At 43.0% G+C, this 12,807-nt stretch carries 11 protein-coding genes; 5 read left to right on the top strand and 6 right to left on the bottom strand.

Annotated features, from left to right (window positions below; genetic code table 11):
* Positions 1-1,290 (top strand): MSMEG_0569 family flavin-dependent oxidoreductase, encoded by a 1,290-nt coding sequence (locus tag Xvie_RS10165; protein WP_086109212.1) that lies wholly within the window; start codon positions 1-3, stop codon positions 1,288-1,290.
* Between the two features lie 103 nt (positions 1,291-1,393).
* Here the strand turns inward: Xvie_RS10165 and kdsA are convergent, their stop codons facing one another.
* The 5 genes from kdsA to hemA all read right to left on the bottom strand — a co-directional run bounded on the left by kdsA (position 1,394) and on the right by hemA (position 6,381).
* The gene (gene kdsA, locus Xvie_RS10160) at positions 1,394-2,248 is read right to left on the bottom strand and encodes a 3-deoxy-8-phosphooctulonate synthase (RefSeq protein WP_086109211.1); all 855 of its coding nucleotides are present in this window, start codon (positions 2,246-2,248) and stop codon (positions 1,394-1,396) included.
* Positions 2,249-2,337: 89 nt separating this feature from the next.
* Positions 2,338-3,147 (bottom strand): invasion regulator SirB1, encoded by an 810-nt coding sequence (gene sirB1 / locus Xvie_RS10155; RefSeq protein ID WP_086109210.1) that lies wholly within the window; start codon positions 3,145-3,147, stop codon positions 2,338-2,340.
* Complete coding sequence (prmC, locus tag Xvie_RS10150) at positions 3,131-4,006, bottom strand: peptide chain release factor N(5)-glutamine methyltransferase (protein WP_086109209.1); 876 nt, start codon at positions 4,004-4,006, stop codon at positions 3,131-3,133. The genes sirB1 and prmC overlap by 17 nt, the downstream gene beginning before the upstream one ends.
* Positions 4,006-5,088: a peptide chain release factor 1 gene (gene prfA / locus Xvie_RS10145; protein WP_086109208.1), complete on the bottom strand. Its 1,083-nt coding sequence runs from the start codon at positions 5,086-5,088 to the stop codon at positions 4,006-4,008. Before prfA ends, prmC begins: the two co-directional genes overlap by 1 nt.
* A 30-nt stretch (positions 5,089-5,118) precedes the next feature.
* On the bottom strand, positions 5,119-6,381 hold the full coding sequence (gene hemA, locus Xvie_RS10140; protein ID WP_086109207.1) for a glutamyl-tRNA reductase: 1,263 nt from the start codon (positions 6,379-6,381) through the stop codon (positions 5,119-5,121).
* A 303-nt stretch (positions 6,382-6,684) separates the two neighbouring features.
* Between hemA and lolB the strand changes: the two genes are divergently transcribed.
* The 4 genes from lolB to Xvie_RS10120 all read left to right on the top strand — a co-directional run bounded on the left by lolB (position 6,685) and on the right by Xvie_RS10120 (position 11,961).
* The gene (lolB, locus tag Xvie_RS10135; protein ID WP_086109206.1) at positions 6,685-7,305 is read left to right on the top strand and encodes a lipoprotein insertase outer membrane protein LolB; all 621 of its coding nucleotides are present in this window, start codon (positions 6,685-6,687) and stop codon (positions 7,303-7,305) included.
* On the top strand, positions 7,302-8,237 hold the full coding sequence (ispE, locus tag Xvie_RS10130) for a 4-(cytidine 5'-diphospho)-2-C-methyl-D-erythritol kinase (protein ID WP_086109205.1): 936 nt from the start codon (positions 7,302-7,304) through the stop codon (positions 8,235-8,237). The genes lolB and ispE overlap by 4 nt, the downstream gene beginning before the upstream one ends.
* 60 nt (positions 8,238-8,297) lie before the next feature.
* Positions 8,298-9,245, top strand: a complete 948-nt coding sequence (gene prs / locus Xvie_RS10125) for a ribose-phosphate diphosphokinase (RefSeq protein ID WP_139838845.1) — start codon at positions 8,298-8,300, stop codon at positions 9,243-9,245.
* A gap of 730 nt (positions 9,246-9,975) precedes the next feature.
* A complete protein-coding gene (locus tag Xvie_RS10120; RefSeq protein WP_086109204.1) occupies positions 9,976-11,961 on the top strand; it encodes an autotransporter outer membrane beta-barrel domain-containing protein in 1,986 nt (661 codons plus the stop codon).
* A gap of 304 nt (positions 11,962-12,265) precedes the next feature.
* Here Xvie_RS10120 and ychH read toward each other — a convergent pair whose 3' ends face one another.
* On the bottom strand, positions 12,266-12,541 hold the full coding sequence (gene ychH, locus Xvie_RS10115) for a stress-induced protein YchH (RefSeq protein WP_086109203.1): 276 nt from the start codon (positions 12,539-12,541) through the stop codon (positions 12,266-12,268).
* Positions 12,542-12,807 lie beyond the last annotated feature (266 nt).

Genomic DNA, 12,807 nt, shown 5'->3' with positions numbered 1-12,807 from the left:
ATGTTAAATATCCAAAAACAAATATTACAACCAAGTTATGATGTGGTGATTGTGGGGGGTGGTCAGGCAGGTTTATGTATCAGTCACTATTTGCAGAAAGCAGGCATCAACCACGTTGTACTGGAAAAAGAACCCGAATTGACCCATAGCTGGCGCCGTAAACGTTGGGATAATTTTACCTTGGTGACCCCTAACTGGCAGTGCTTATTGCCTGAACATCCTTACCAAGGGCAAGACCCTGATGGCTTTATGAAAAAGCATGAAATAGTGGAATATCTTGATGCATTTATTAAAAAACTAAATCCCCCTGCCATTTTAGATATTCAGGTAGAACATGTGAGAAAAGTGGCAACACATAAGTTTGTCATTAAAACCAATCACGGTATAACTACCGCCAAACAGCTTGTCATCGCAGCAGGTGGGTATCATACGCCGATTTACCCAAAACTAAGCAATACCTTGCCTGAGCATATAAAAGTGATGCACTCGGAAGAGTATTTAAATGTCAATCAACTGCCTGAAGGTGCAGTGTTGGTGGTCGGTTCGGGGCAGTCCGGCGCACAGATTGCCGAAGATTTACATCTGGCAGGCAAGAAAGTTTATTTATCGACAGGTGATGCACCACGCTGTGCTCGATTCTATCGTGGCAAAGATGTAGTGAAATGGCTGTTTGATATGGGTTATTACGAAACCACGGTCAAAGATCATCGTTATAGTGAAGAAGTACGTGATAGTACCAACCACTATGTCACCGGTCGTAATGGTGGGCATGATATTGACCTGCGTAAATTTGCCTTAGAAGGTATGCAACTGTTCGGACGTTTTGATGATTTTAAAGACGGCCAACTCTGGTTTAGGCCAGACTTGTCAGAAAACCTAGACCGTGCCGATGCCACTTATAATCGGATTAATGCCTCAATTGATGAATATTTAGATAAAAACAATATTGCAACCAATGAACCCGCATCAGTGTATCAACCTGTTTGGCATCCTGAGCAGGAAATCACAAGCATTGATTTAGCAAAAGAAAATATTACTTCAGTGATTTGGTGTATCGGTTTTAGACCTGATTATTCATGGATTGATTTAGATATTTTCCAGACTAATGGTTATCCGAATCATGACCGTGGAATTACCATTGACCCAGACGTCACGTTTATTGGTTTGCCGTGGCTATATACATGGGGTTCCGGGCGTTTCCTGGGGATCGATCAGGATGCCGCCTATGTAGTACAGCATGTTGAGCAACAAATTCATGGCAACGCAAACAAGTTAGCATCTTGTGGGTGAGGTATCCCAAAATCAGGCAAATGAAAAAACAGCGGTTACAGAACAACATGCCTGTAACCGCTTTATTCAAACTGTATCAAAAAACTCCTGGCGGATTCAGTGATTATTTGTTGGTATCCAGCTCAGGAAAATTTTTCACCACATCATCAATAGCTTTCATCTGCATCAGGAATGGTTCCAGTTTTGCCAGAGGCAATGCCGATGGGCCATCACATCTTGCGTTTTCTGGTTCAGGATGAGCTTCAAGGAACAGCCCCGCGATCCCCACCGCCATGCCTGCGCGCGCCAACTCAGACACTTGTGAACGGCGACCACCGGAAGCCGCACCCAATGGATCACGGCACTGTAAAGAGTGAGTTACGTCAAAAATCACTGGTGAGCCATTAGTTGCCTGCTTCATGACACCAAAGCCCAGCATATCAACCACTAAATTGTCGTAACCAAAGTTGCTGCCACGGTCGCACAGGATAACCTGATCGTTGCCACCTTCCTTGAATTTCTCAACGATATTGCCCATTTGACCCGGGCTGACAAACTGAGGTTTTTTGACGTTAATGACTGCGCCTGTTTTAGCCATCGCTTCAACCAGATCGGTCTGACGGGCAAGGAAAGCCGGAAGTTGAATTACATCAACAATATCAGCAACAGGTTGAGCCTGTGCGGGCTCATGAATATCAGTGATGATTTTCACGCCGAAAGTCTGTTTCAGCTCCTGAAAGATTTTCATTCCCTCTTCTAAACCCGGCCCACGATAGGAATGGATCGAAGAACGGTTAGCCTTATCAAAAGACGCCTTGAAAACATAAGGAATGCCCAGTTTTTGCGTTACAGTCACATAGTGTTCACAAATACGCATAGCCAAATCCCGTGATTCAAGGACATTCATACCACCAAACAGTACAAAAGGCAGATCATTTGCGACCTTGATGTCACCAATATTAACCACTTTCTGTTGCATGCTTATACCTTCTCTTGTTAAGGGCAAATAAATTTGCGGTGTCCATAAAAAATAAATAAGGAGCAGAAAAATTCCGTTTATGACGACATTTAATGGAGGATGATCGCTCTCTGCTCAATGGAGTTAATCTGCATTTTCAGCATTTCTGAGATAGGATCCTCAGGGCAGTGCTCCACGAAATAGCTCAAATCTGAGACAGCAATGTGACTACAATCGAGCTGTACATAAATCAGCCCACGGTCGCGGATTTCATACGGATCATCAGGGTCAAACATCAGCACGATTTCGCTGGCTTTAAGTGCTAACTCCATCTTTTTTTCTTGCATTAAGGAAGTTTTGATGGTGTCGGTGGCTTTTCGCACGACACTGGCGTTATCCGCCCCCTGTAAGTCTTTGTTTTTCAGGCCGACTGTTGGACCAATATGACCTTTTAACCAGACATCAAGTGTATGCTCGGTGAGCGTATCGCCATTCATAGGATTAATAAACCATGCTGGCTCATCAGTTAAATCAATCCGCAATATTAGCTGTGTCGGAAATATGACCGGCTGTACGGGCAATGCCAGTGCCTGAGCAATATGTGAAAACACCATCCCCAATGTTACGGGAGCACCTTGATGTGAATGTAATACATTATCCAACCATAGAGTATCAGACAAACAATACACCCCATTCGCTCCGCGAAATTTCCACTCTCGATAAAAAAGCGTCATTAATAATTGCAATTTTTCTTTGGTGCCAGTCACAGGGGAAAGTTTTTGCCGGGCTTCTTCAACCAAAGCTGTTAACTGCTCAGTCACTAATATTTGAGAAAAATCAGGACGAATGGCCTGTGTTACTAGAATAATACCGTCTATCAGGGAGGCATTATTGAATTCATAATTAACTATGGTTTTCATTTTTATTCCATCGACCTACCGTGATACGTTCATTACCACCATAATCCTGAAAGGTCGCTATCTGTTGATAACCTTTTTCCAAAAATAGGTTTCTGACAACAATTCCCTGTTTCCAGCCATGTTCCAATAATAGCCATCCGTTCGGTAGCAGGAAGTGGCGAGCTTGCTCCACAATTGTTTGCAAATCTGCCATGCCATTTTGTGCGGCAATCAATGCAGTGGCCGGTTCAAACCTGACATCTCCTTCACGCAAATGAGGGTCAAGCTCATCAATATACGGAGGATTACTGACAATAATATCAAATTGCTGTTTCCCAACTGCTGAGAACCACTCACTTTGTAAAAAATTCACATTGTGAAAAGGCTGATTGCGGAAAGGTAACTTTTCGGCATTTTTTTCAGCGTTATATTTCGCCAATGCCACGGCATCGGGATTGATATCCACCCCTGTTACATGACAATCATGCCGCTCACTCGCCAACGCCAATGCAATTGCTCCGGTTCCCGTACCCAGATCCAGAATTTGTGCCGGTAAATCCGGCAGCAATTCCAGAGCTTTTTCAACCAAGCATTCCGTATCAGGACGTGGGATCAAGGTTGCCGGCGATACAGCAAGAGGCAACGACCAAAATTCGCGCTCCCCCACAATATAAGCGATTGGCTCACCCTGAATGCGACGGGCCAGAAAAGCATCAAGCTGACTAGCTTCTTCGAGGGAAATAGGCGTTTCATTGAATGCAATCAAATAAGTACGGGAACGCCCTGTTACGTATTGCAATAAAACTTCTGCATCACGCTTAGGGCTGTCACTTTCAGTCAACTGCATAGCCGCATGTTGGAGCCAATGTTGATAATTCATCAATCCTGCTCTGACAATGCGGATAATTGGTCTGCCTGATATTCAGTAATGATAGGCTGGATAAGCATATCCAGTTTACCTTCCATTACTTCTTCAAGGCGGTATAACGTTAGGTTGATACGATGATCGGTAACCCGCCCTTGTGGGAAGTTATAGGTGCGGTTGCGATCTGAACGGTCGCCAGAACCGAGCAAGTTGCGGCGTTCAGAAGCCTCGGCTTCCTGACGTTTTTGCATCTCCGCGGCACGAATACGCGCAGCAAGTACAGACATCGCTTTTGCTTTGTTTTTATGTTGTGAACGCTCATCCTGACACTCCACGACAATACCCGTTGGAAGGTGAGTAATTCGAATTGCAGAGTCAGTGGTATTAACGTGCTGCCCACCCGCACCAGAGGAGCGAAAAGTGTCAATTTTCAGATCACCTGAACTGATTTCCGGCAATTCCGCTTCTGGAATTTCTGGCAGAATAGCCACTGTACAAGCAGAAGTGTGAATACGCCCCTGAGATTCTGTTTCCGGCACACGCTGCACACGATGGCCACCGGACTCAAATTTCAAGTGACCATAAACTTGCTCACCAGAAATTTTGGCAATCACTTCTTTATATCCACCATGTTCGCCTTCATTGGCGCTCATGATCTCAACTTTCCAACGGCGGGATTCTGCATAACGGCTGTACATGCGGAATAAATCCCCGGCAAATATCGCAGCTTCATCACCACCTGTTCCAGCACGAACTTCAAGGAAACAGTTGCGCTCATCATCCGGATCTTTTGGTAATAACAGTAATTGCAGTTGCTGTTCCAACTCTTCATTACGAATTTTTGCGCCCTTGAGTTCTTCCTGCGCCATTTCCCGCATTTCGGGATCATCAAGCATCATCTCGGCTGTTTCGATATCATCCTGAACACTTTTCCAGGCTTTAAAACAGTTAGTCACATCGGTCAGTTGAGCATATTCTTTTGAGAGTGCGCGAAAACGCTCTTGATCAGAGATCACTTCAGCATCCCCGAGGTGAGCCAAAACTTCTTCATGGCGTTCTTGTAATGCTTCCAATTTAGCGACAATAGAAGGCTTCATTCGTAATATCAGACCTTATTTAGAATTGGGTTAGTTATGATCCAGCCCAAGGCTGTCCCGTAATAGATTCAGGCGTTCCAAATCACCATCACTGGCAGCCTGTTGGAGAGATTTAGTCGGTGTGTGGATTAGACGATTCGTCAATTGGTGAGTCAATTGGTTAATGATCTGTTCAGCATCAGCACCTTGCCGTATGGACATCAACGCTTTTGCCGTCATCTCAGCCCTGATTTTCTCTGCTTGTTCCCGATATTCGCGAATTGTATTAACAGCTCCTTGAGAACGCAACCAATCCATGAAATGACTGCTTTCTTGTTGCACAATACCTTCCGCCACAATTGCTGCGGCTTTGCGTTGAGCAAGATTCTGCTGAATGATAGCCTGTAAGTCATCCACACTGTACAGATAAACACCACTCAATTTTTCAACATCCGGCTCAATATCGCGGGGAACGGCGATGTCAATCAACAACATCGGTTGATTGCGACGTAATTTCAACGCCCTCTCGACCATGCCTTTACCAATGATTGGCAACGGGCTGGCAGTAGAGCTAATTACAATATCAGCCTCAGCCAATCGGGTATCGATATCTGGTAGAGAAATAACTTCTGCATTGACTTCACTGGCAAGCATTTGTGCGCGTTCTTTTGTACGATTGGCGATCATCATGTGATGCACACCATGCTCTTTGAGATGACGGGCTACTAATTCAATCGTTTCCCCTGCTCCCACCAGCAGGATATTCAACTGGGAAAGGGACTCGAAAATTTGCCGTGCCAATGTGCAAGCAGCAAATGCCACGGAAACGGCATTTGCCCCAATTTCCGTTTCTGTTCTGACCCGTTTGGCCACCGAGAAGGATTTTTGGAACAACCGTTCCAATTCACCTGACAATGATTGATAATTTTGTGACTCAGCAAAGGCCTTTTTTACTTGTCCCAAAATCTGCGGCTCGCCCAATACCAGAGAATCCAGACCGCTGGCGACCCGCATTAAATGGTTGACTGCTTCATTATCCACATGCCAGTAGAGGCTTTTAGTCAAATCATCAGGATTAAGCCGATGATATTTGCATAGCCAATTAATTAACTGTTCTTTAAAATTACCCTGTTGTTCAACGCTGAGGTAAAGCTCCGTGCGGTTGCAGGTGGACAGCACAACACCGCCCCGCACCAGTGGTTGCTGGAGCAGGTCATCAAGCGCCAGCCCTATCGTGTCAGGAGAAAAGGCCACCCGCTCACGTAAGGAGACGGGTGCTGTTTTATGGTTGATACCGAGTGCTAATAAAGTCATCTTAACTGCATTGAGTTATCACAGGGGGCACGGTCATGATGATATTAATAATTATTCTCATAAACTCACACCCTTCATAAGGACTCTCATTGGTCGTGCATTCTACTTGATGCATCAGTTCAATAAAAGTCAATCGGATGGTTCTGCGATAATTTATTCGAGAATTCTTACCAAATTTTCGCTAAATTACCCTCCTGATTATAAACTGGGGTGACACGCCCTGAATTATCATATTTAAATACTGCCATATTTATAACCAATAGAATTCAAGTTTCAAACTCTCCTACCACCAAGGGTTACCGTATGAAAATGTCTTCGTTTTTTCGCTTGCTTCCCCTCTCCGGTGTTTTACTGACAGCCTGTACAATCACACAACCTCCTACAGGCACGGGATCAGCAGATACCCCACAATGGCATGCTCGTGAACAGCAGCTGGCAAAGCTGGAGAATTACCAAACCCGAGGTTCTTTCGCTTATTTAACAAATGAAAAAAAAGTGTATGCGCGTTTTTTCTGGCAACAATATTCGCCTGATAATTATAAATTACTACTGCTTAACCCACTGGGTACAACAGAATTAGAATTATTCGTCAAACCGAATATGATTCAAGTCACTGACAATAACGGTAAAAAATACCTCAGTGATGAACCGGAATCCTTAATCTATCAGCTTACCAATATGAGTATTCCTCTGGATAATCTGAAAAGTTGGATTATTGGTCTGCCCGGCAATACCAAAGATTTCCAGTTGGATGCCAACTACCTGCTTAAGTCCGTGAGTGATAAAAAAAATGGTGAAGTTTGGCGAGTCAATTATCAGGGATACGATACATCGAGCACTCCAGCCTTACCTACTCGGTTGGAGCTTACTCAAGGAAAAAACCGCATAAAATTAAAAATGGATAACTGGACGATTCAACAATGACTTTAACCTGGCCCTCTCCGGCAAAATTGAATTTATTTTTGTATATCACCGGGCAACGACCTGATGGCTACCACGAACTGCAAACGTTGTTCCAATTTCTGGAATATGGCGATGAAATCACCGTTTCACCACGCCAAGATAATGTAATTCGCTTGTTGACCCCGGTTGCGGGCGTAGCCCATGATGATAATTTGATCGTGCGGGCAGCCCGATTGTTACAGAATCACTTATTGCAAAAAAGTGCATTGCAAAAAAGCACATTGCAAAAACAGACACCACAGAATTGTAATCAGAATGCTCAATTCGGAACCGAATACTTGGGAGCCGATATTCGCATTGATAAATGCCTGCCGATGGGTGGAGGTCTGGGAGGCGGCTCTTCCAATGCTGCAACGGTATTGATTGCCCTTAACTATCATTGGCAAGCCAATTTGTCCGATGATGAACTGGCACAGCTAGGAGTCTGCCTTGGAGCAGACGTTCCCGTATTTATCAAAGGTCATGCCGCTTTCGCCGAAGGCATTGGGGAAAAACTCCAACCGGCCTCACCGGAAGAGAAATGGTTTTTGGTTGCCCACCCCGGAATTGAGATATCAACGCCAACAATTTTCACAGATCCTGAATTAAAAAGAAATTCTCCGATTCGCGCTCTACCCGCATTATTACAGGCACCATTTGCAAATGATTGTGAGCCAATCGCAAGAAAACGTTTTCGTAAGGTTGAACAGCTTCTTTTATGGCTGTTAGAATATGCACCGTCACGCCTGACCGGAACCGGTGCATGTGTTTTCGGCGAGTTCGAATCAGAAGCATCAGCCCGTAAGGTGTTAAATCAAGCCCCAGAGTGGATGCAGGGCTTTGTTACGCGTGGCGTTAACATTTCTCCGTTGCATACATTCCGCTCTGGGATACCCGTGTTATTGAACCAATGAACAATGTTTGTTTGATTGGGTCAACAATATCTCTCTGGACGCAAGCCTGAGGTTTTTCCCGTGCCCGATATGAAGCTTTTTGCTGGTAATGCCACACCTGAACTAGCACAACGTGTTGCCAACCGCCTGTACACTAGCCTGGGAGACGCTGCCGTCGGTCGTTTCAGCGACGGTGAAGTCAGTGTTCAAATCAATGAAAATGTACGCGGTGGTGATGTTTTCATCATCCAGTCCACTTGTGCACCAACCAACGACAACCTGATGGAATTAGTTGTTATGGTCGATGCGCTGCGTCGTGCTTCTGCTGGTCGTATTACCGCTGTTATTCCTTACTTCGGTTATGCTCGTCAGGATCGCCGTGTCCGTTCAGCACGTGTACCTATCACTGCCAAAGTTGTCGCGGACTTTCTGTCCAGCGTTGGTGTAGACCGTGTGCTCACTGTTGACCTACACGCCGAGCAGATCCAAGGCTTCTTTGATGTACCGGTTGATAATGTATTTGGTAGCCCAATTCTTCTGGAAGATATGCTCCAGAAAGATCTGGAAAATCCGATTGTTGTCTCTCCAGATATCGGTGGTGTTGTTCGCGCCCGCGCAATTGCCAAACTGCTGAACGATACAGATATGGCTATCATTGATAAACGCCGTCCACGTGCTAACGTTTCTCAAGTTATGCATATCATTGGTGATGTTGCTGGCCGTGATTGCATTCTGGTTGATGACATGATCGATACAGGTGGCACACTGTGCAAAGCAGCCGAAGCATTGAAAGAGCGTGGAGCAAAGCGTGTGTTTGCTTATGCAACCCATCCTATCTTCTCTGGTAATGCAGTGGAAAACATCAAGAACTCAATGATCGATGAATTTATTGTCTGTGACACCATTCCTCTGTCTGATGAAATCAAGGCGTTGAACAAAGTTCGTACTTTAACACTGTCTGGTATGCTTGCCGAAGCTATTCGTCGTATCAGCAATGAAGAGTCTATTTCTGCTATGTTTGAGCATTAATAATTTAAGCTTTAGCGTGAATATTAAGCGCTAACTTATTCAAGTGATTAAATAAATCATTGCCTAAAAAAGCCCCCGTCACAGCGAATGCAGTGACGGGGGTTTCTGTTTATTTGATATACACAACTAATATTTTCATCAAGAATTAATAACAATTATAATATTAAATTGATATTAATAATTAATTTTATCAATAAATTAACCCAAGTGCCGTGAATTTCTCTCAATAAAATAAGGTGATTGTTTTACATACAAACTGAAATTAATATCCCACAATCATTTCAATTTATCTGGTACGTCCAGTTGACAAACCCTCTCACAATACTGGAGTCATTGAATAGTTGTTGCTAACCTGTCGACTACTCAATGATAGTAAGTTTTATTTCCTTACGTCACACAGTCGTATCGATAAGCAAGTATTATTCCCTAACTTTAAAAATAAATTTTTCTAATAAATAGGCAGCTGAGACTGAAGTGATAATTCTTTTAGTTTTAATCTAACCAATGGATTTCAAGGTGCATCACGGCGGCAAGGGAGCAAATCCCTAAGGGCATAGATAACTATGTGACCGGGGTGAATGAACTCTGCCAACAAAGAAGCAACTTGAAAGACGAAGGGTATAAACATATCAGCACCTCCAACTCCATCAGGAAAAAGTCACTGGATACTTTTTTATGTAAGGGCGGAATGCTGATTAATAACAAAAATTACTTTTTAAGGAGAGTGCCAATGAAAAAGGCATTTTTATTCACACCTGCACTGTTAGCGCTTTCAATCAATACTATTTCTAATGCCAATGCTTATTCCTATAACAAAGTCTATGTCTTTGGTGATAGCCTGAGTGATAGTGGCAATAACGGAAGATATACGACAGATGGAAAAAACAATAAGTTATATAGTGAGTATATTACTCAACAACTCACAGGAACTGATCTAACGCCATCCAATGATGGTGGAACCAATTATGCACAGGGTGGTGCAACAGCCCTTGAAAAATACAGTACGCAAGAACAAGTCAATAAATATCTTAATGACCATAATGGAAAAGCTGACCCTAATAGCATCTATATTCACTGGGTAGGAGGCAACGACCTCGCCAAAGCTCTAGAAGACGCCCAAAAAGAACAAGATCCACTACAGCGTCAAAAAGTTGCCGCTAATATTGTCTATACCAGTGCTACCGCAGCTGCAAATCAAATCAATGAGCTTGTCGAAAAAGGGGCGGGACTAATTATCGCTCCAACCGTTCCTGATGTGGGAACTACGCCAAAATTGCTGGAAACAGTCATTTCTGGTGCTTTAGAGAAAGTGGGAACATCTAAGTCAAAAATTGAAGACACTTTACAAAAAATCCATACAAGAATTAACCAAGAGATTATCCCAAATGATATTTACCGTAATCAGGGGATTCAAAAGGTTTTTCATGAATTAGCCAAAACAGCAGAAGAGGAAGGCTCTATAATCCCAGCGGAACAAATTGAGAAAATACTCAATGATGAATACACTAAAGCTAGTGAGGGTGCTACAAAACTCACTAATACATACAACAATCTAATCGACGAAAAAATCAGCGAAAAAAATGGCAATATCCTGCGTGCTGATATCAATGGCCTGCTGAATGAAGTAATCGCCAACCCTCTGATTTATGGTATCCAAAATACGTTGGGTTATGCCTGTGTACAAGGAAAAAGTGCTGCTGAATGCGATTCCGACCCTAAAAAAGGTTTTACAGGGGATAAACAGTTCTTATTCTCCGATAATTTCCACCCAACGCCGTTGGGACACAAGATAATGGGTCAATATATTACCTCTATTTATAATGCGCCATCACAGGTAATGACCCTGAACCAGGTTAACCGTACACCAGTTAAAAGTGCCCTCTCTTCCCTTGACGGTCACCTGCAACAACTGCGCAATAGCGGCAATGCTCAAGGCAAAATCGGTGTTTTTGGTGGTTATACTGGCAGCCAGAACAAAACCTTTACACTGGGTAGCGATTATCAGCTGCTAGATAACCTGCTGTTGGGTGCAATGTACTCTGACTTTAAAGATGAGCGCACCCCTGCCGCTAATTTCTCTTATGAAGGACTTGGTCATGTTCTGACAGCTTATACATTGTGGAATTACTACAATAACGGCTGGTTAAGCGGTGACCTCCACTATTCACGCACTAATTATGACAGCCTGACCCGTTCCATCCAACTTGGCAACGCCACCCGCAGGGAAACCGGTGCTACCACAGGTAAACAGTGGGGAGCACGTATTACTGCAGGTTGGGATATCCCTGTCACTAACTATCTGACCACCAGCCCAATCGTTCAATATGCCTGGAGCAAAGGTGAGATCGATGGTTACCGTGAATCCGGCAACAACAACACTTCCATGCATTTTGGTGATCAAGACTATACTTCTAAAGTCGGTACACTGGGCTGGCGAGTGGATACTAAACTGGGTCGCTTCAATCCTTATGCCTCAGTTCAGTTCAACCACGAATTTGGTGATACAAACTACAAATTGAACAGTGCCATTAACTCCACTAAAACTTCTTTTGTGCAGGAAAGTGGCAAACAGAGTACTAATTGGCGCCAATATACTGTCGGCATGAACGCAAACCTGTTCAATAACTTGCGTGGATTTGCTTCCGTAACTCGTAATGAGGGTAGTGCTCAAGATCCTAACTATAATTTCAGTTTTGGCATCAATGCTAGTTTCTAATTCTATTTAAATAAATCGATACAAACAAATTATCGGACAATAGAAATAGAATTTTTACTTAAGAACGCAAGGGAATAAATATTTGCCTTGCGTTCTTGTTCAATCAATACTTATCTGGTCAATAACATTCATGCATTTTCAGCAACATCCCATGAAAAAAATGATAATGAGCCAAATCATGATTATTATTTCAATCTCGGCCTCAATATCAGATTCTGATATATCAAATCGTTTACAAGTAAAAATAAGGCGGTAACAAATTGCCACCTTATCTAAATGTACTGAATTTTAATGTCTAAAATAATTACGGGTGTCGATGTTTTTTACGACGATAGCGCTCATCATAATTTCTCAGCCACCAATATTTATCAGTAACCTGTTCCCGACCACCAATTCTGGCACCTACCAGCCAAATAAATGCGCCGATAAACAATCCCATTAATGAGATACTTGTAAGAAATTCAGATTGACCAAAATTGAAGATATGGCTAAACAATACATAAGCCAAACTAACAAGCATTGCCGCCATTCCTGTTCCCATGAGAATATTACCAAAAATAAAAGCCTTTTTACGTCTCATAACCAACCTCCAATACTTTTTGTGCATGCTAATTTGCAAACACAACGAACTCAAAAGCACGAAAGTAGATATCTTCTTTAGTTTTAATTATAGCCTTATCATATAAAAGGTTATTGCGGCAGTGATCACAAGCCGTACAAATTTGGGCCTAATTTTTTACATTCCACCAAAATAATATTTATTAAAAAGAATACAATTATCGAAAATAGCTAAAATAATTCCAATTAATGCATCGAGTAAAACAGTGAGTTGAAAGATAAGGCGAT

Origin of the sequence: Xenorhabdus vietnamensis (genome assembly GCF_002127535.1) — a bacterium.
In the GTDB taxonomy this organism is placed as follows: domain Bacteria; phylum Pseudomonadota; class Gammaproteobacteria; order Enterobacterales; family Enterobacteriaceae; genus Xenorhabdus; species Xenorhabdus vietnamensis.
This window is presented reverse-complemented; position numbering and strand designations above follow the sequence as displayed.